Annotated in this window: 17 protein-coding genes and 2 pseudogenes; 14 read left to right on the forward strand and 5 right to left on the reverse strand. The window is 34.5% G+C overall.

All coding sequences use genetic code 11. The annotated features are described in order from the left end of the window. Positions 1-56 precede the first annotated feature (56 nt). The 3 genes and pseudogenes from C9J37_RS12055 (at position 57) to C9J37_RS12065 (ending at position 1,764) form a co-directional block, all read left to right on the forward strand. Complete coding sequence (locus C9J37_RS12055) at positions 57-611, forward strand: GNAT family N-acetyltransferase (protein ID WP_107895613.1); 555 nt, start codon at positions 57-59, stop codon at positions 609-611. Positions 612-900: 289 nt separating this feature from the next. Next, a pseudogene (locus C9J37_RS29665) lies at positions 901-1,037 on the forward strand (tyrosine-type recombinase/integrase); the annotation flags it as partial. Positions 1,038-1,449: 412 nt separating this feature from the next. Further along, positions 1,450-1,764 carry a hypothetical protein gene (locus C9J37_RS12065; RefSeq protein ID WP_107895547.1) on the forward strand — a complete coding sequence of 105 codons (315 nt, stop codon included), beginning with the start codon at positions 1,450-1,452 and terminating at the stop codon, positions 1,762-1,764. A gap of 455 nt (positions 1,765-2,219) precedes the next feature. On the opposite strand, the gene C9J37_RS12070 is transcribed toward C9J37_RS12065, so the two are convergent. Next, positions 2,220-3,101 carry a LysR family transcriptional regulator gene (locus C9J37_RS12070; RefSeq protein ID WP_107895548.1) on the reverse strand — a complete coding sequence of 294 codons (882 nt, stop codon included), beginning with the start codon at positions 3,099-3,101 and terminating at the stop codon, positions 2,220-2,222. 106 nt (positions 3,102-3,207) lie between these two features. Between C9J37_RS12070 and C9J37_RS12075 the strand changes: the two genes are divergently transcribed. Next, positions 3,208-4,032 (forward strand): sulfite exporter TauE/SafE family protein, encoded by an 825-nt coding sequence (locus tag C9J37_RS12075; RefSeq protein ID WP_235617098.1) that lies wholly within the window; start codon positions 3,208-3,210, stop codon positions 4,030-4,032. Positions 4,033-4,228: 196 nt separating this feature from the next. Here C9J37_RS12075 and C9J37_RS12080 read toward each other — a convergent pair whose 3' ends face one another. The 3 genes and pseudogenes from C9J37_RS12080 to C9J37_RS12090 form a co-directional block, all read right to left on the reverse strand. Further along, a complete protein-coding gene (locus C9J37_RS12080; RefSeq protein ID WP_201262164.1) occupies positions 4,229-4,885 on the reverse strand; it encodes a Type 1 glutamine amidotransferase-like domain-containing protein in 657 nt (218 codons plus the stop codon). Between the two features lie 481 nt (positions 4,886-5,366). Next, on the reverse strand, positions 5,367-5,774 hold the full coding sequence (locus C9J37_RS12085) for a hypothetical protein (protein ID WP_107895549.1): 408 nt from the start codon (positions 5,772-5,774) through the stop codon (positions 5,367-5,369). A 328-nt stretch (positions 5,775-6,102) separates the two neighbouring features. Continuing rightward, a pseudogene (locus C9J37_RS12090) lies at positions 6,103-6,660 on the reverse strand (recombinase family protein); the annotation flags it as partial. Positions 6,661-6,893: 233 nt separating this feature from the next. Here C9J37_RS12090 and C9J37_RS12095 point away from each other — a divergent pair. Genes C9J37_RS12095 through C9J37_RS12115 form a run of 5 tightly spaced genes read left to right on the forward strand, consistent with a single transcriptional unit; the run spans position 6,894 to position 10,575 of the window. Continuing rightward, entirely contained in the window at positions 6,894-7,415 is a 522-nt protein-coding gene (locus C9J37_RS12095; RefSeq protein ID WP_107895551.1) for an RNA polymerase sigma factor, read from the forward strand. A gap of 3 nt (positions 7,416-7,418) precedes the next feature. After that, positions 7,419-8,177: a hypothetical protein gene (locus tag C9J37_RS12100; RefSeq protein ID WP_107895552.1), complete on the forward strand. Its 759-nt coding sequence runs from the start codon at positions 7,419-7,421 to the stop codon at positions 8,175-8,177. After that, complete coding sequence (locus C9J37_RS12105; protein WP_107895553.1) at positions 8,170-8,982, forward strand: hypothetical protein; 813 nt, start codon at positions 8,170-8,172, stop codon at positions 8,980-8,982. Before C9J37_RS12100 ends, C9J37_RS12105 begins: the two co-directional genes overlap by 8 nt. Continuing rightward, positions 8,975-9,697, forward strand: coding sequence for a hypothetical protein (locus C9J37_RS12110; RefSeq protein WP_107895554.1), 723 nt, complete (start codon positions 8,975-8,977; stop codon positions 9,695-9,697). The genes C9J37_RS12105 and C9J37_RS12110 overlap by 8 nt, the downstream gene beginning before the upstream one ends. Beyond that, positions 9,694-10,575: an ABC transporter ATP-binding protein gene (locus C9J37_RS12115; RefSeq protein WP_107895555.1), complete on the forward strand. Its 882-nt coding sequence runs from the start codon at positions 9,694-9,696 to the stop codon at positions 10,573-10,575. Before C9J37_RS12110 ends, C9J37_RS12115 begins: the two co-directional genes overlap by 4 nt. Before the next feature lie 1,103 nt (positions 10,576-11,678). Here the strand turns inward: C9J37_RS12115 and C9J37_RS12125 are convergent. Beyond that, the gene (locus C9J37_RS12125) at positions 11,679-12,008 is read right to left on the reverse strand and encodes a hypothetical protein (protein WP_107895557.1); all 330 of its coding nucleotides are present in this window, start codon (positions 12,006-12,008) and stop codon (positions 11,679-11,681) included. A gap of 125 nt (positions 12,009-12,133) precedes the next feature. Here C9J37_RS12125 and C9J37_RS12130 point away from each other — a divergent pair, with 125 nt between their 5' ends. The 5 genes from C9J37_RS12130 to C9J37_RS12155 all read left to right on the forward strand — a co-directional run bounded on the left by C9J37_RS12130 (position 12,134) and on the right by C9J37_RS12155 (position 20,247). Next, positions 12,134-12,790, forward strand: a complete 657-nt coding sequence (locus tag C9J37_RS12130; RefSeq protein ID WP_107895558.1) for a hypothetical protein — start codon at positions 12,134-12,136, stop codon at positions 12,788-12,790. Between the two features lie 640 nt (positions 12,791-13,430). After that, positions 13,431-13,640 carry a transposase gene (locus C9J37_RS29670; protein ID WP_167397305.1) on the forward strand — a complete coding sequence of 70 codons (210 nt, stop codon included), beginning with the start codon at positions 13,431-13,433 and terminating at the stop codon, positions 13,638-13,640. A gap of 288 nt (positions 13,641-13,928) precedes the next feature. Then, entirely contained in the window at positions 13,929-15,908 is a 1,980-nt protein-coding gene (gene uvrB, locus C9J37_RS12145) for an excinuclease ABC subunit UvrB (protein ID WP_107895561.1), read from the forward strand. 7 nt (positions 15,909-15,915) lie between these two features. Next, on the forward strand, positions 15,916-18,780 hold the full coding sequence (gene uvrA / locus C9J37_RS12150) for an excinuclease ABC subunit UvrA (protein WP_024362497.1): 2,865 nt from the start codon (positions 15,916-15,918) through the stop codon (positions 18,778-18,780). Between the two features lie 288 nt (positions 18,781-19,068). After that, positions 19,069-20,247 carry a DUF4097 family beta strand repeat-containing protein gene (locus C9J37_RS12155; protein ID WP_024362498.1) on the forward strand — a complete coding sequence of 393 codons (1,179 nt, stop codon included), beginning with the start codon at positions 19,069-19,071 and terminating at the stop codon, positions 20,245-20,247. The last annotated feature ends 158 nt before the right edge of the window (positions 20,248-20,405 follow it).

The raw sequence follows: 20,405 nt of genomic DNA on the forward strand, positions 1-20,405 counted from the left end.
TTCAGCAAGTGGAGTAGAATAGTTATAATGGGATAAATTAGAAGAAAGAAGTGTGTATTTTGAAAATTTATGAAACACAAAGGTTAATATTAAGACAGATTGATGAAAGTTGGGCAGAGGAAGTTCTTCAATATTACAATAGGAATCGATTTTTTTTATCTGAATGGGAACCTCAACGTCCAGAAGAATTTTATACTCTTGATTTTCAGAAGAAATTTCTTCAAGAAGATTTCAAGTCTAATGAAAATGGAACAATATTTAGGTTATGGATTACTAATAAAAATGATGAACAAAAGATTATAGGGTGTATAACGTTTAACTTGATTGTACGTGGTGTTCTTCAATCTTGTATTTTAGGTTATAAATTAGACAAAGAGGAACTCAATAAAGGTTTAATAACAGAAGGAATTAAAAAAGCCATTATAGTGGTTTTTGATGAGTTAAAAATACATAGAATAGAGGCACCTATTATGCCGATTAATATGGCTTCTATAAAGGTTGTAAGCAAATTAGGATTTGAAAATGAAGGTCTTTCTAAAAAATATATAAAAGTAAATGGAAAATGGGAAGACCATACAAGGTGGGCATTAATTAATAGAAACGAGCAATAAAGATTTATACAGTATACAAAAATAAATTTAATAAACGTTCCCAAATCGAAGTTTGGAAAGTGACCGAAATCCAAGAAATGCTGTTAATCCGACATTTCTTGGATTTTCCTTTGAATATTGTTTATACAGCTTTTTATTCAAATATATATACAGGGCTACGATAGTACTTTTCAAGATTATACAGCGTGTGTTATCTGAATAAAACCTGTATATCTGACGCTTTAAAACTGCATTTTATATCGTTCCTATACTTCAATTAAAGGGCCTTTAATTGAAAAACAATCTTCCGCAATCGGGACACAGCTATGCAACGCATATGATTCATAACGGTCGCCAATTGATGTCATTCAAAGTTTACTGGGTCATGAAAAGAGTGAGACCACAAAGATATACGCTCAACTAAGCGGAAAGCTAAGACAGGGGTAACCCCAGACACATGTAGAAATGGGTGTTTTTTTGTTATGGGGCCAGATTGTGGAATACGGAGTCTAGTCAGATTTCTGCAGATTCATAACGATAAACAAAGAAATGGTGTTTTATACAAAGAGTTTTTTTAGTTTGGTTGAAATGTTTAAAATTTTCGTTCAATTCTGTATGATTAAAAGAGGGAATTATTGCACGAAGCAAATTAGCCAATATTTTATTAACTTTAGCTCAGCAAGGTAAGCAGGACGGCTCGTTAAGACAGGATATTTTCGCTGATTAATAGTTAGGCTGTTTATGTTTGCTTAATCACTTTTTATCAAACAAATTAAAGGAGTGGTAAAAAAATATTTTCACCACTTTAAAAACGGGTCAAACCGTTGATATATCAATATTTATAGAGGGAGGTGGTAAAATGACTCAACTACAAGTATATAAAACAGCATTTATCGCATTATTAGTTATATTTGTGCTAAGTTTTACTTATATGTTCAGCCAAGTGGACGTTATTACAACTCAAGAAATCACAGAAGAGCAAATAGTAGAAGAAGACGGACAAAACTATATAGTCTTAGAAGTCGAAAGCCGAAAATTAAAAATCAGCGAAGATTTACTACAAAGTTTAGAGTTAGATAAATATAAAGAATATAAAATCTCTTACTCGTACAACAAGCTGTTTTCTAAAACAGGGAAAATCGACAGTGTAATTCCATACGGTAAAACGCCATAAAGTTGTAACTACGTTCAACAATCGGGCGCGATTCTGTAACAAGGATCAGCGCTTGTTTTCATTAAAGGGCCAGATTATTGAATAACAATTATTTTAGATATATAACCAAACGACGCTTTGGGTGCTTTTTTTATTCAACTAACCAGCCTAAGTATGTGTTAACAAGTAGAGGGTGAACATGTTAGTTGTCGGAATCTAGTCCCACGAGCAGGTCCTTTCTACCCTTTCTACCCTGGATACTATCAATCTATAAATTGAATAAAAAATAGTCAACCAGATTTCTCTGGCTGACCTTATAATACGAAGGGTGCTTTAGTTTAAGAAGAGATATCCTTATGCCATAATCGGGCGCAATTCTGTAACAAGAATCAGCGCTCGTTTTCATTAAAGGGCCATATTGTTGAATAACATTCTTTTATGAAAAGTTACCAAACGGCGGTTTGATAACTTATTATTTATTTTTTAAAAAGAAAATCTAAAAACAATTCAGAACTAGTATTTGGCTGCATGTTTAATCGAGTGCATACATGTACAGGGCGTATAATTTCTATGTTTTTCACATAAATCCTCTGCAGTTGATTAGTATCTAAATACCTTTCAACAGCAATAGATGGAGATAAAGTAATACCATAACCTGAAAGAACTGCTTGAACCGATTCCGTTAATCCATTAAAAACTAATCCTATTTTAGGAAATGGCACACTTTGAGTATGACAAATGGATTGAAAAAGTTTTCTTGTTGAACTCCCTTCTTCTCTCATAACAAATGAGTATTGAACAAGCTCATCTAAAGTGACCTCTTTATTTGCTAATTTATGCTTTGGGTGAGTAACGAAATAAAACTCAATATCTTTCCAATGTTTACTTACTATATTAGACTCATCTATATTTTCAGTAACAATAATTCCTATATCTGCCTTATAATTTAGCAAATTATGAATCATGTCTTTCGTGTTTCCTGCTTGAAGTACAAATTGAATATGCTCATTTTCATCTTTATACTTCGAAATGAATGGTGGAAGTATAGCTGTAGCTGGTAAATAGGTCGACGCGATGACAATTGTTTCAGCTGCTTGTTTTTTTATATTCGCGATTTTTGTTTCTATCGAGGTTTCTAATGAAAAAAGGTTTTCCGCCTCTATTGCAAGAATGCGTCCTACTTTCGTTAATTGAATTCCTCTACCTTTCGATTGGATCAATGTCACATCAAGCTCTTTTTCTAAATGGCGAATTTGTATCGTTACAGCTGGCTGACTCAAACATAGATACTCTGCGGCCTTTGTTACATTTTCAAATTCAGCTACCGTTTTAAATATTCTTAAAGCGTGTAGATTCATGAAAATCCCCCTTGTATAAATATTATTTATGAATATTACTTAATTATATATTAGATTTATTGATAATAGCGTTGTATGGTTTGTATAAAAAGTTGAGGGAAAAATAATGAGAACATTGATTAATCTTTCAATGATATTTGCAGGTGGAGTTTTTCTATTATTACAAATTAATGCTACAACAAACATCTCGTTTCTCAGTATCATTATTTGCATTGGCATGTTAGGTTCATTTATAGGGACACTTGCAGGAGGCGGGGGCTTAATTACGTTACCTGCAATGCTACTACTTGGAATTCCTATTCATTTTAGTATCGCAACAAATAAATTTTCTTCAGGAATCGCATCATTATCTAGTTTATTTGTTCTTCTAAAGACAAAAGAGTTGAATATGAAAATAATGAAATCCTACATTATTTCTTCGATTATCGGAGGAGGCTTTGGTGCGCTAGTTGCGTCAATTCTTCCAGAGAAATGGCTAAATCTAATTGCAATTTGTTTGCTCATATTTACATTTATTGTATCTATTAAAAGTAAGAAAGGGTATAGCGAACTACAAGCAAATAATACAAACCTTAATAATAATCGTTCTTCTAAAGTGATGTCATTCTTTATTGGGATGTATGATGGTGGATTTGGTCCTGGGTCATCAACATTCAGTATTTTATACTTTTTAAAATCTAAAAATACTTATGTAAAGGCAACACAAATGAGCAGAGTGTTAAATTTCGGTAGCTGTTTCGGGGCATTTATCATTTTTTATCAAACGGGTTTTTTACAATGGGATTATGCAATTGCTTTGGCTACGGGATCTATCATTGGTACACAAGTTGCATTAAAAATCGTTTCAAAAATACCTTTAAAAATTGCTAAAGGGTTAGTAACTACCATCCTAATTTTATTAATCGTTCAAGTAGCATGGCAATTTAAATAGATATGCAGTACTAAATCATGATCTTCAGCAATCGGGCGCGACTCTTGAAGAGGGTTTTTGTTTTTCTCAATTTCAAAAGTGGTAGGAATTGCTAAAAAAGAATTAAATCCAAAAATGAACTGTACTTAAAGTACAGTTTAATCAATAGGTGTTATTTACCACTCAAAAATAAATGACGTTGTTTAGAAAACTATAACTAGAGCGTCTCTTCCAATTTTTGCTTTATGGAATTTGAAATTAAATACACATTGCCGAAAATGTCAATTTTGTTTCCCTTTACACGAACAGCACAATCTTTGTTGGATGCATAAATGTTAATTTCTTTGGATAAGGCCGATAGTTCGTTTTGAACCATTGACATATTATTTTCAAGATCAAAATGAGACAGGACGGAAAAATCATCAAGGCCAATTCCTTCGTAAACAGAGCTTTCTTCAACGTCATAGCCAAAATTTTTCGAGCATAACCATTTAGCAGACATATTGGTTGCACCAGCGCTTGCGCCCATTACAACAGCTTTGCTTTTTTTTATTATTTCAGACAATTCGTATTCTATTAAAAACTCATTTTGTTTTACAGTATTACCACCCAACAAGAAAATAACAGAGGCATTTTGAATTAATAATTGGGCATCTTCCTTCTTGACGCGATAATTAATTAAATGATATTCATCAAAAATAATGTTAGCCTGATTGAACCACGAACGTTCAGTATCACCAACATCTTCATAGATTGATGGATTCGAACTAATCATTACAAGTGATTTTCTAGTATTAATATCTTTGTGTAACACTTTTCCCAGCTTTTCCGGGAAAAAGTTGTTGAACCATCCTAAATAATAGTGAGTCTTCATAAGTTCCTCCGTAATTTTATTTATCAATTCCTCTCCTAATTATACAATAATTGTAAATATAAAAGGTGTGAAAATAATTAGCTAGTACTGGTATTTTTATTATTAATACATTATTTGCAATGATTTATAACTATAGCTACCAGGGCATCAGTAAAAAATGATTCTCAACAATCGGGCGCAATTCTTAAAGATAAATTGTGCTTTTTAAGCAATAGTACCAGCTTTTTGAATTACAAACTGTTATGAACTATAACCAAACGACGCTTTGGGAGCTTTTTTTATTCAACTAACCAGCCTAAGTATGTGTTAACAAGTAGAGGGTGAACATGTTAGTTGTCGGAATCTAGTCCCACGAGCAGGTCCTTTCTACCCTTTCTACCCTGGCTACTATCAATCTATAAATTGAATAAAAAATAGTCAACCAGATTTCTCTGGCTGACCTTATAATACGAACGTAAGCAGGTTAGTTCAATAAGTAAAATTAATCTTTTTCAACTTTATATCTAACTTGTTTGAAGGTAGCTATATCTCCATCTTCAGTATCATCTAGAGTTTGAAGAAGTTGAACTTTTGGCTTGTAGTCCGTCCTATGAGCATCTTCGATATCCATAATGTTAAGTTTGTAGGATTCACCATTTTTTATTTTTTGTTCAAATACTTTTTTATTTGCAACGTAAATAAAGGTCACTTTATTTTCATCAATTCCCTCAGTCATAAATTCTAATTGATTTTCTTTTGTTGTAATGGTTGGTTTTAATAATTCAATACTTCCGTTTCCAGTTTCTCGTTTAAGAGCAATTTCAATATCGGGATTTTCTATTATATCTGAACATCCGGATAATATGATACCTGAAAATAGAATAGAACTTAATCCAATTAACTTTGTCAAAAATACCCCTCCATTTAGTGGATTATAACATATAATGTAATAATAAGGAAAATGATCAATGGGACGTATGGTAATCTTCGACGAAGTACTCTAGTGCAATAAGGATTTATAACGTATATATAACTAAATCTAATAACGTTCCCAAATGAAAGTTTGGAGAGACCGAAATCCAAGAAATGCTGTTAATCCGACATTTCTTGGATTTTCCTTTGAATATTGTTTATACAGCTTTTTATTCATATATGGGGTCCCGTCAGAAAAATGCGGATTTACAACGTTAAGGAAAAATGGAAACAAAACAGGAGCATGCCCAACTTTAAATGTCGGGCTGCTTTTGTTTTAAATAGCGATAAATGGTAGCGCGACTTATTCCAGTCATTTCAACAATTTCATTGACGCTATATTGTTCAGATTTATACAAGTTAAGTGCCTTTTTCAGCCCTCTTTCATTTACTTTCGGACGACCACCTTGACGGCCTCTTGCTCTAGCACTAATTAAACCTTCCTTCGTTCGCTGGACAATTAAATCACGTTCAAATTGACTGAATGCTTGAAATACAGTCATCATTAATTTCCCTTGTGGTGTGGAGGTATCAAAGTTTTCTTTAATGCTAAGTAGCTTGATTTCCCTTTCTTCAAAATAAGCAACTAATTCAATTAAATCCTTCGTACTTCTACCTAATCGGGAGAAGCTTTCTACCACCACCATATCTCCTGGTCGCAATTTATCCTTCAGCCGATTCAACTCCGGACGATCTGCTTTCGTTCCAGATATTTTTTCTGTTAAAATCTCGTGACAATTGTATTGTTTTAATAAGTCTAGCTGTCGATTCAATTCTTGCTGTCGCGTACTCACTCGAGCGTACCCATAAATATAGGAAGTCACAATTTTCACCCTTTCGATATTACAAATATATATCACAAAGGGAGCTTTATGAAACATAGATTTTGAGCAAAGTTGTGAAACATCATTTAGACTAAATAAAGTGAAAAAAGTCGCCTAATGAAAATGTCTCAAAAACAATCGTTTTTGAGCTACTATGTAGAGTGTCTATAAATTTCTAATTTTTTAAATCCTTTTTGTCATTTTGATTGTTATATAGATATTGGAGGTTACTCATGCAAGAAGATGCACAAATAATTCAGCAAATTTTACAAGGCAATCAGGTAGCTATCGATGAATTAGTTCACCTATACTATGATGAAATATTTCGTTATATTGTACGAATGGGCTGTTCAACAGAGGATTCGATGGATTTAACGCAAGAGGTTTTTATTACCGTAATGAAATCAATCCATACATATAAAGAACAAGGACATTTTAGAGCCTGGTTATATAAGATTGCGCACAATCAAACAATGAATGTGTTTAAAAAGAATAAGCATGAATCTAATTACTTTAAAACTAAAGAAGAAAATGTTGTGATGACAGATTTTAGTAATAAGGTGGTAGATCAGGCATTTATAGAGGAACTATTAAATCAACTGCCAGTTAAACAGCGTGATGTGGTGATTTTGAAATATTATCACGGCTTTAAATCAAAAGAAATCGCAAAAATTACAGGAAGTACATTACCAGGCGTCAAATCGAGGTTATTTCAAGCATTACAAAAGCTAAGAAAATACATTGGGGAGGAATAGTAATTGGGGAAAAAAGAAGACGAAAGATTGTTACATGTTTTAGAACAATATGCTCACATTCCAATAAATCAGCAGCATAAGGAAAGTGTTGCTGCAACAATAAGAGCCTTTGTACCGGTTTCTGAACAAAATCCAAAAACGATTTTTAAACAGTTATTTAAGCAGGCCATGATGGAAATTTGGCAATATCAAAAAGCGATACTATGTATATTAATTTTATTCTTATTTGGACTGTACTTTATTATACCTGATTCTTTAGATAACAAGCTTTTATTTTTAGTAACAACGCCATTACCTTTGGTGCTTATGGGGTGGCGAATGTTAGAGGATTATGATGAAGAAATGGTAGAACTGTTATTAACTTATAAATTTACATTTCAGCAATTGCTATGCGCCAAAATAGTAGCTGTTTGCAGTATAGCGTTTATTAATTATACGTTTTTAGCTATTTATTTGATATTTTCACTTCAAGAGGACTTACTACAGTCAATTTTTCGATTGCTTATAACAGGTATAACACCTATTTTAACTTGGGGACTAATATTACTAATTTTTCAAATCTATTACCGAAAGCAGTCTATTTGGGGGGTACTTGTGCTTGCTTGGGTGTTTTTTGCTCTGTTAGTTATGTATACCCCTGTAGGCGAATGGTTACTAGGTATTCACATTAGTTTTTATGTGTTATTCAATTGCATATTATTAATTCTCTTATGGAATCTACTTGTAAGAACCTGGCGATTGGAGCGAATTGTATATGATTAGCCGATTAGTTTTATTAGAATGGAAAAAATTAATTGTACAAAAAGAAATTTATATTGTTTTAGCTATATGTACATTCATGCTTATTATAGCTCAAAAAGCTTTCTATTTATCGGAGGATGAAGCACCTTATCGATTTTCAAAAACAATGATCGACTTTATACCTAATGTAGGGTACCTTTTCATACTATTTCCGATTATTGTGATGGTCGCACGAATATTATCAGTCGAATATGAATTAAAAATGTTAGAATTGACGGCTACTTATAAGTACGGGAGGAAGATATTAATTTCCGTCAAACTTCTTGCCTTATTTAGTTGTTGTGTAGTAGTCATTAGTTTTTTTTTCTTACTTATTGGCATATTGAGTTATCTTAACTATGGTTTCGATTATTTGGACTTAGATTTTGTCGCTGTGAATTCGACATATATTTACCTTGATGGGCAATGGGTAGTTTGGCAAGTATTACTGATGGAATATCTAGTTTTATTATTTAGCATATTTACTTTTGCAGCCTGTCTTTTTTTAGTAGCCCGGTTTGTACACAGAAGTGTTTTTATAATGCTCATTGGTGGAGGGGCTTTTTTACTCGTTGAATTATTGGATAAATATGTTATGAGTTTCATTGGGCAAATGAAAATAAGTGAATATGTTAACATTGTCGTTGATTTTAGCATAAATAGCCTGTTAAATTTCGAAGCCTTACGATTATTTAGTTTTTCACAGTTATTGGTAGGCTTAATGGTTGTTACGATACTGTTAATTCTCGCGAATATTCTTGTAAAGGAGTCATTCATTAATGATTAGGTGGGAGTTAAAAAAATTACTAAATCCAGTTTGGATGAGTGTAGTTTTTAGTCTAATTGCGTCTATATGGATTTTGTTGATGTACTTTGTAAGTACTTCAGGAGAGCAACGCATAGTAGAGCGTTTTTTTTCTTATTGGTCTGTATTAGGCTCATTATCGTTAGGAATGATTATTTTATTTGTTAATACTAAGTTATTTAGCTTAGATAGCGAGCAGCATATAAAAGAGGTTGTATTGACAACAAAGCATGGGAAGCGTCGATTGTTAGCGACTCGTTTTTTTGTAACGATGATGTTTACAGCAATAATAGTGAGCCTACTAATGGCTTTACAACTAGCTGGATTACTATTATTTGTAGAGCCTGAGTATGGAATGCTTAATGCAACATACATGATGCAGATTGTCACCGTCTTTATCGGTAGTGAATTATTTGCGATATTTGCAGCCTGTTTGTGTATTCTGTTATCTTCACATGCAGCAACTGTTACACTTTGCGCTTTTCTTTTTGGCTGTACCTATATTTTTAGAACAAACTTTGAGACATCCATATTTTCATTAAATGGATTATTTGATAAAGGATTCTTTTCCTATTTAGTGCGGGGAGAAACGCTATTAAACAGCGAGGTTCAAGCTTTTATAGCCTGGTATGGCTTCCTTATGATGATCACAATTATCCTAACGCTTACTTTTCAATCAAGGAGAAATGAATTATGAAACTAACAGTCGAACAAGTTACACATCAGTATAAAAATTTCCTTGCTCTTAAAAATATCAATTTTGAATTCACACCAGGTATTTATGGCTTACTTGGACCAAATGGAGCTGGTAAGTCTACATTTATGCGTATTTTAGTAGATGTTCTTGCGCCAACTTCAGGCATGATAAATTATGAGGGACGCAATATTTCTATATTAAAGAGTCAATATCGAGATATACTAGGCTATTTACCGCAAGATTTTAATGGTTATCCTCATTTTACAGCGTATCAATTTTTATTATATGTAGCTAACCTAAAAGGGCTTTCTAAAAGCTTAGCTAAACAACGTGTCGATGAATTATTACAATTAGTAGGTCTTATCGAGTCAAAAGATAAAAAGCTAAAGGGCTTTTCAGGTGGTATGAAACGTAGAATAGGCATTGCACAGGCATTACTAAATGATCCACATATTTTAATATTAGATGAGCCGACAGCAGGCTTAGATCCAAGTGAGCGCATACGTTTAAGAGGAATTTTGTCTAAAATGGCTAAAAATAAAATCATTATATTATCTACACATATTGTTTCAGATATAGAATCTGTGGCTGATCAAGTACTTTTACTACGAAAAGGAGAGTTAATTGAACACGCTACGCCTGCTCACTTTCTAGATAAGATGGAAGGTCAAGTTTGGACCGTAACATTACAAGAACAAAAAGCATTGTCACTAATGGATACATTTATTATTAGTAATGTACATCAACAAGGAACATCTATTGAATTACGAATAGTCGCAACACAAAAACCTCACCTAGACGCAATAAATGTACCTCCAAAATTAGAAGATATTTATGTATATCATTTTGGGAATCCTCACCAAGCGATTAGTAATTAATTTTGAAAACATTCAGTTAAATATTATCCCATACTCCTAGGAACTTATCGTATTTAAATAAGTAAATCTACGAGAGTGTCAACATAGTTATTTCAATTGGATAATCCATATGGAATTGTGGCTGATCATACACAAGAATTTCTTAACAAATTCAAACCAGCAAAGTAATTGATAACTTCCAGTTTAACTAATAAATGAATATAAGGAAACCTCACTTATGATACGCTGAACCGTATCATAAATGATGGTAAAGCAAAGAAAAGAATTCATTCTTACTGGGAAAATATTAGATAACCTACTTAAATAAATTCGATATTATATAGGCACATTAAGATGAATTAATGTGCCTTTAATCATGGATATATTTTACTCGATAGGAAGTTTGGTTTTCTGAATGTATGATAAAATAAATTAAAGGGTCAGATCCACTTTGCATTTCTAGGATAAAATCGCAAAGTATCTCCAACCCCGTATCTAGTGTAATTAATATATCTAAATTATATGCAATTCAAGTTTAAATTGCAACTTTAAAATTTAGAAAGGGGAAATTAAATGTATAAGTATTTCAAAAATGAGGGCTATGATCCAGTACTTTCTAACCATCAGATTTATTTTATCCATCGTTGGGGGAATTATTAGAGAATACGCATTTACACTATAGGAAATTGTTAAAACCATCAATTCGTTCTGTATTAAAGGAATCTTTAAGAGTTATAAATTATTTTAAAGACCAAACGTTATATGAACACAATGTTTTTGAAATATTAGAAGAAGTAATTGAAGCCTTGAATAATAATATCGTATTAAAGAGAACTTATTTGGAAGATTTTAATTTAGTAAAGTCAAGACTAGAAAGGTTTTTATCAAATAAGCAAACTTTCAAGGAATTAAAAAGCGGATCAGATAAACATAAACAACTAAATTTACCCTATACTATCATAACTACTCTATATAACAAATTGGAGAATGTTGACATTCCAAAGATCTATTCTAATTATCTTAAAGATGAATTAGGTAAGTCTAGTCTTTCGTTTGAAATAGTAGATGATTTAACGGAACTATTAATAAGTGAATTAATTTATGAGGGACACAATAAACAATATTTATTTAACTGGGGTAAGGGAGTCTTTATTACAGATTCTACTAAAATCATATACTATTGCATTTGATAAATTTCCTGGATAATATTGCTTATGCTTATTCTCTAAAGTAAAGAGTTTTGTAGTAGATATAAGTTCTTCTCTTGCTAAGTTTATTGCAGCAACTTCATCAGTAGATTCAAGCCTTATTTTTGCTATATGTTTATCTGTTTTAAAAAATTCACATAATCCTTGATGATGTCGCTCGTCAATAGTATTCTCTTCTATAAAATTTGTACCTAAAACTTCTGGATTCTTATGAAACGTGATTTTACCGCCTTTATGAGTAAACAAAGAATCGTATCCTTCTGGGAGTTTAAGAGGCAAAAAACAATCGAATTCCCTTTTATTTTTCTTCCCTAATTCTTTTATTCTTTCTACTCTTTTAAGAAAGTTTGGTTCATGGAAATCATATCAATATGAAGCCACATATTGAGAGTCATAATCATGGCTTACAAATTTCCAACAATGAGAGATATATTAAAATTAATTTAAGTTCGAAAATGAATAATAGATATCAAGGTTTAAATCAATTATTACAGTGGTGTCGAGTAATTCAAGATTCTCCTAAAGAAACAGTGCTAGTTGCTATGTGGAGTCTTTTAGAGTTTTTATTTGTAACAGAGTCTTTTAATAAAAGACAAAATATTTTAGAACATGCTACTCCATACATTTATCATTTTTATTTAAAGAGTTTAGCATGGCGAACAAGAGAAATTCTTAAACAGAGCAGTGAACAAAATATGCTTTTGATAAAAGAAGTAATAAAAGTATTTGGTGAAGAATCGGTGGATGCTTCTAAAGACGAGGTGAAATTACATTATTTTATAAAGTTTATGGCTACAAATAAAGCACAAGCCGATGAAATTTATAAGGATAAAACTTTTGAACAACGCTATATAGGTCTTATTAACAAATATTTAACTTTAAGAGGGACAAAACTATGGTTTGAGAAATACTTAGATAAATTAAAGAAACAAGTACATAGCGATTTTCTTAGGGCCTACAGATTAAGAAATATATTAGCCCACCAAGCAAGTATGGATGAAGATTTTTGGATGAGATTTATGATGTGATAGCCTTTTATCTAAAACTTATTATTGATGATTTGCTCTTTACGATTACTTCCCAACCAAATAATTCTGTACATGACTTAGTATTAGTTAAACGTGAGACTTATAATAATTATTCAGAGCTATTGGTTAATATTAACAAAATTGATGGTGTAGACTTTAAAAAGTTAGTTTCCACAAAGTCACTATTAGTCTAATTAGTTTTTATTAAACTCTATAGGTATTAGATGCAGAGGAAGCTGGGACAAAAGAGAAAAACTGTTAGATTGAACCCAATCAACCTAACACTTTTTTGCTATGCCGTTGTTGTCCGCTACAGCGGTGCTTTCCGCTCAGCACCGTAAGCCGCAACCCTCGCTAAGCGCGGAATGCCAGCGTCTTACGGTGTGTGCGTTCCCGCAGGAGTAACCGCCTCATAGCCGTGTACTTAAGCTAAATTAAATTATTTTCAATAAATACCTCTTCTAAGTTAGTATAAAAACGAAAACTTAGAGGAGGTTTTTATGTACAATTAACACAATTTGTATTTGAAAACAAGAAGAAAAAAATTTTAAAAAGAGATTGAGAAGTTATCAAAAAATCTCGCTCTATTCCAAAGGAACATGTTGCTTCGCTTTCGGGATTAACGATTTACTTAACGAATTTGCCGCGGACAATTTCTGCCGAAAAAATAACGCAGTTATACCGTATTCGCTGGCAGATTGAACTTCGTTTCAAAACATGGAAGTCCCATTTAAAACTTCATCAAATAAAAGACATGAAAGTGGAACGTTGGTTATGCCATATCTATAGCCAATGTATCGTTATGTTACTAAGTATGATGACCACAGGTTATCTTCGAAAAATTGTTTAGAAAACATGCAATAAATTCATCAGTGAAGATTTATCTATCCGTATGTTTTCGAATAGGATAAATCCTACCTAATCATGGATACAAGGAGCTAAAGTGTTTAGCTTCTAGAGAAATGAATGATAGCGTTAGTATGAGTGACGAGTAACGACAAATAATAAATGAGTTGTAATAAAGTGAGAAGTTCAAAATTGAGAAAAATAACAAACATTCGTTCGTTAAATGTTCGATATTTTAGTACTGCTATGCTAAAATAAATGTACAAATTGGAAGGAAAGGACGGGAACATGCGTGCAAACATTTGATTTACAGGCGCCATATCAGCCTAACGGGGATCAGCCACAGGCGATAGCGGAATTAGTGGAGGGTGTACGTGAAGGGAAACGACATCAAACTTTGCTTGGTGCAACAGGAACGGGCAAAACATTTACGATTTCTAATGTTATTCAGCAAGTAAAAAAACCAACGCTGATTATGGCCCACAATAAAACACTAGCGGGTCAATTATATAGTGAGTTCAAAGAGTTCTTCCCAAATAATGCGGTTGAATACTTTGTGAGTTATTATGATTACTTTCAGCCTGAAGCGTATGTTCCACAAACAGATACGTATATCGAAAAAGATTCAAGCATTAATGATGAGATCGACAAGCTGCGTCACTCAGCGACATCGGCTCTTTTCGAACGTGATGATGTCATCATTATTGCTTCAGTGTCTTGTATATATGGTTTAGGTTCTCCTGAAGAATATCGCGAATTGGTTGTATCGATTCGAACAGGTATGGAGATTGAACGCAATCAGTTGCTTCGAAAACTAGTAGATGTGCAATATGAACGTAATGATATTAGTTTTACACGCGGAACGTTCCGTGTGCGAGGTGACGTTGTCGAAATTTTCCCAGCCTCTCGTGATGAACATTGCGTTCGTGTGGAATTTTTCGGAGATGAGATTGATCGCATTCGAGAAGTCGATGCGTTAACAGGAGAAATATTGGCGGATCGTGACCATGTAGCAATTTTCCCAGCCTCCCACTTCGTTACACGCGAAGAAAAAATGCTGAAAGCGATTGACAATATTGAACAAGAATTAGAACAACGTCTTGCGTTATTGCGAGCAGAAGATAAGCTATTGGAAGCACAGCGTTTAGAGCAGCGCACGCGCTATGATTTAGAAATGATGCGTGAAATGGGCTTTTGTTCAGGTATTGAAAACTACTCACGCCATTTAACATTGCGTGAAGCTGGTGCAACACCATATACATTACTCGACTACTTCCCGGAAGACTTTTTGCTTATTGTCGATGAGAGTCACGTGACATTACCGCAGGTACGGGGGATGTATAACGGGGACCAAGCACGAAAAGGGGTACTAGTGGAGCATGGATTCCGTTTGCCATCTGCACTAGACAATCGTCCTTTGCGTTTCGAGGAGTTTGAACGACACATTCATCAAGCCATTTATGTATCAGCAACGCCTGGCCCATATGAACTTGAACATACGCCGGAAATGGTGCAACAAATTATTCGTCCGACCGGGTTACTTGATCCATTAATTGACGTGCGTCCGATTGAAGGGCAAATCGATAATCTCATTGACGAAATTCATGACCGTATTGCGCGCAATGAACGTGTGCTCGTTACAACATTGACGAAAAAAATGTCGGAAGATTTATCTGCTTATTTGAAGGAAATGGGCTTAAAAGTGGAATACTTACATTCAGAGATTAAGACATTAGAGCGGATTGAAATTATTCGTGAGCTTCGTAAAGGTACATATGATGTACTCATCGGCATTAATTTATTGCGTGAAGGTTTAGATATTCCAGAAGTATCGCTCGTGGCGATTTTAGATGCGGATAAGGAAGGCTTTTTACGTTCGGAACGTTCGCTTATTCAAACAATTGGTCGTGCGGCACGTAATGCAAATGGACATGTTATCATGTACGCAGATAACATGACAGATTCAATGAGCAAAGCAATTGAGGAAACGAAACGTCGTCGTTCAATTCAAATGGCCTACAATGAGGAACATGGCATTACACCGAAAACAATTGTCAAAAAGATTCCGGATGTTATTCGTGCGACACAAGTGGCAGAGGAAGAGGAATCTTATGTAACAAAGGCAACGAAAGGCAAGAAGTTGACGAAGGCAGAAAAAGAGAAATTGTTGGCATCTCTTGAAGTAGAGATGAAGGAAGCGGCTAAAGCGCTTGATTTCGAACGAGCAGCTGAACTACGAGATACAATATTTGAATTGAAAGCAGAAGGGTGATTGGCTTGTGAAAAATACAGAAATCGTCGTGCAAGGCGCACGAGCACATAATTTAAAAAATATAAATGTCACAATTCCACGTGATCAATTAGTCGTGTTAACAGGTTTATCGGGTTCTGGGAAGTCTTCCTTAGCGTTTGATACGATTTATGCCGAGGGGCAGCGTCGTTATGTAGAATCGCTATCTGCCTATGCGCGCCAATTTCTCGGCCAAATGGATAAACCAGATGTAGATGCAATTGAGGGGCTATCGCCTGCCATTTCAATCGATCAGAAAACGACAAGCCGTAATCCACGCTCAACAGTTGGAACCGTTACGGAAATCTATGATTATTTACGTTTGCTATTCGCTCGTATTGGGAAGCCAATATGTCCAAATCATGGTATAGAAATTACATCGCAAACGATTGAGCAAATGGTGGATCGTTTATTAGTTTATCCAGAACGTACGAAAATGCAATTACTGGCACCGATGATTTCAGGTCGTAAAGGGACGCATGTCAAGTTACTAGAAGACTTGAAAAAGCAAGGCTTTGTACGCGTACGGATTGATGGTGAATTACGCGATTTAGATGATGCGATTGATCTTGATAAAAATAAAAAGCATTCGATAGAAGTTGTAGTCGATCGTGTTGTTGTTAAAGAGGGCATTGCAGCTCGTCTTAGTGATTCGTTAGAAACAGCCCTTCGTTTAGCTGAAGGACGCGTTCTTGTTGATGTCATGGAACATGAAGAATTATTATTTAGTGAACATCATGCCTGCCCATTATGTGGTTTTTCAATAGGGGAGTTAGAGCCTCGTATGTTTTCATTTAACAGTCCGTTTGGAGCATGTACAAGCTGTGATGGGTTAGGAACAACGCAGGAGGTTGATTTAGAACTAATCGTGCCAGATTGGGAACGGTCATTATTAGAGCACGCCATTGCACCATGGGAGCCTACCAGCTCACAATATTATCCACAACTATTAAAGGCAGTATGTGACCATTACGCGATTCCGATGGACGTACCTGTCAAAGATTTACCTAAAGAAAAGATGGATAAGATTTTATATGGTTCTGGTAAAGATAAAATTCGCTTCTATTATGAAAATGAATTTGGCAATGTACGAGATCAGATGATTGAATTCGAAGGTGTCGTGCGTAATGTAGAGCGCCGTTTTAAAGAAACAACTTCTGATTATGTACGAGAGCAAATGGAGAAATATATGGCACAGCAAGCTTGTCCATCTTGTAAAGGTTACCGATTAAAGCCCGAAACATTAGCTGTGAAAATTGGCGATCAACATATTGGACAAGTAACAGAGTATTCGATTCAGGAGGCAGATACGTTTTTCAAAGAGCTCGATTTATCTGAAAAGGATATGCAAATTGCGAGACTCGTATTGCGTGAAATCGAGGAACGACTTGGCTTCCTAGTGAATGTAGGGTTAGATTATTTAACATTAAATCGTGCAGCTGGAACACTTTCAGGTGGAGAAGCACAGCGAATTCGTTTGGCAACACAAATTGGCTCTCGCTTAACAGGTGTACTCTATATTTTAGATGAACCATCCATTGGACTACATCAGCGAGACAATGACCGTCTTATTAGTACGCTACAAAATATGCGAGATATCGGCAATACACTGATTGTTGTCGAGCATGATGAAGACACAATGCTAGCGGCAGATTATCTGATTGATGTTGGACCGGGCGCCGGTGTACATGGTGGTCAAATTGTAGCAGCAGGTACGCCACAGGAAGTCATGGATAATCCACAGTCGTTAACAGGCCAATATTTAAGTGGCAAGAAGTTCATACCACTACCAGTAGAGCGTCGTAAACCAAATGGGCGTAAATTATCTATAGTGGGGGCAAAGGAAAACAATCTGCAGAACGTCAAAGTAGATGTGCCATTAGGTTTATTTGTAGCAGTAACAGGTGTATCTGGATCAGGTAAATCAACACTAATTAATGAAATTTTATATAAATCATTAGCCCAAAAACTCAATCGTTCAAAGGTAAAGCCAGGCGCACATAAAGAAGTATCAGGAATCGATGAATTGGAAAAGGTTATCGATATTGACCAATCGCCAATAGGAAGAACCCCTCGCTCCAATCCTGCAACGTATACGGGTGTCTTTGACGATATTCGCGATGTGTTTGCCACAACAAATGAAGCGAAAGTACGTGGTTATAAAAAAGGACGTTTTAGCTTTAACGTTAAAGGTGGCCGTTGTGAAGCATGTCGGGGTGACGGGATTATTAAAATTGAAATGCATTTCCTACCAGATGTCTATGTGCCATGTGAGGTTTGCCATGGCAAACGTTACAACCGTGAAACACTTGAAGTAAAATATAAAGATAAAAGTATTGCCGATATTTTAGATATGACAATTGAAAATGCAGTCGTGTTTTTCGAAAATATTCCTAAAATCCAACGTAAATTACAAACAATAGTTGATGTTGGCTTAGGGTATATGAAATTAGGTCAACCTGCCACAACACTGTCGGGTGGTGAGGCGCAACGTGTCAAATTGGCATCTGAATTACATCGTCGCTCAACAGGTAAGTCATTTTATATTTTAGATGAGCCAACGACGGGCTTACATGCAGATGATATTGCGCGTTTACTAATTGTTTTACAACGACTTGTAGAAAATGGGGATTCGGTGCTTGTTATTGAGCATAATTTAGATGTTATTAAAACAGCGGATTACATTATTGACCTAGGACCAGAAGGTGGCGACAAAGGAGGTACCATTGTTGCAACTGGTACACCAGAAGAAGTAATGGAAGTGGCTGGCTCTTATACGGGTAAATATTTAAAACCGATTTTAATACGTGATCGACAACGTATGGAAACGGCTTTAACAGAAGCAACAAAATAAATTTTTTACAAACAGCAAAAAGAAAAAAATTATAAAAATCTGCTCTGTTTCCGAGGGTGAGATTTAAGACCTCGCACGCTAAAGCATTTGGCACATCTAGCATAAGTCTTATTTTCACTCTGGAAATGTAGCAGATTTTTTAAATTTCAGTATCAAAAAAACATCTAGATAGCAGGCATGAAAACTTTTTTACTGTATGACAGTGCATGCTTTTTCTTTTTTCAGTGAAACTTTTCACATATGGAGACGTATAAATAAATATAACAATCTGTGGGAGGCTATACCATTATGCAAAATGAACGTCAACGAATTTTAGAACTTGTGGAAAAAGGAACTATTTCAGCGCAAGAGGCGATTACATTATTAGAAGCATTAGAGCAACCTAGCAAGTCCACTGATAGCAGTATGAACGATACGTCGAATACGGATCAGCAATCCTCAGCAGAAAAAGAACCAATCTTTAAAGAAGAACAAAAAAAGAAAGAGGCAGATTTCACAAAGCATTTCCAAGATGAAATCCATGATTTTCGTAAGGATTTAACACAAATTGGCTCACTCTTTATGGATATGATGAATACGGCAGTAAAAAAAGTAAAAGAATTCGATGTCTCTTCACCATTTGGAGATAAGTTTGAATTTACTCATACCGAAGAACTTGCAGCAGCGCATATAGAAAATATTATGGTTGAGCTACCGAATGGTAATTTTTCATTAGAACCGTGTGAAGGTGATACTTTCCAAATTATCTGTAAGGTCAAAGCACCTCTAGTGAATGATAGTGAGGAAGAAACACGTAATCATTTCTTGGAGCAATTTGTTGTGAAAAGTGAAGAAGACTCACTACGAATTTTAAGTCAATTAAAGCTAGTACAAGTAAATGTACAAGTACTTGCACCAAAGGAAAAATTAGATAAATTATCTGTCCGTTTAATGAATGGTGGCGTAACTTTACAAAATATCGAGCTGGAGCAATTAAAGCTGAAAACATTGAATGGTGCAATTAAGGGCTCGAAGCTAGTATTTACGAAGGCGGAAGTGGATTCATCGAATGGCTCCATCGAACTAACGGATGTTCGTGGTAAAGATTTAGAAGCTGAAACTTTGAATGGGCGCGTATATTTAGATGGTGCATTAGATGAAGTAGAAGCAAAATCTATAAATGGACATGTTGTAGTGACAACGTGCTCTAGTAAATCTTCAAAAATTAAAGCACATACAGTTGCAGGTGCTGTAGAAATATATGTACCACGTACAATGTCGTTAAGCGGTAAAATTGTAACGAATTTTGGTAAAGTAGATGTCGGTATTCAAGATGCGTCGAAAATTGAGACACAAGATCAATTTTTATCTAAAGTAGTCCGTTTTGATAAAGAAGTGGAAGATGCCAACCGTCTATTTATTGAAGGCGAGTCGAAAACAGGAGCAGTTTTAGTACGTTATACAACGACTGACGAGCAAGAAATGTAAAATAAGGAGCATTCAAGCAAGGAGATGAAACAGCTTGAATGCTCTTTTGTATATTCAAATGAAGCAATAAACAGGAATCGACTAGAACTTTCCATCGATTCCTGTTTTATTTTGTTGGTGTTTGATAGATTTATATAAAATATTCCAAAAAATATTAA

It is taken from the genome of Lysinibacillus mangiferihumi (assembly GCF_003049665.1).
Lineage (GTDB): Bacteria > Bacillota > Bacilli > Bacillales_A > Planococcaceae > Lysinibacillus > Lysinibacillus mangiferihumi.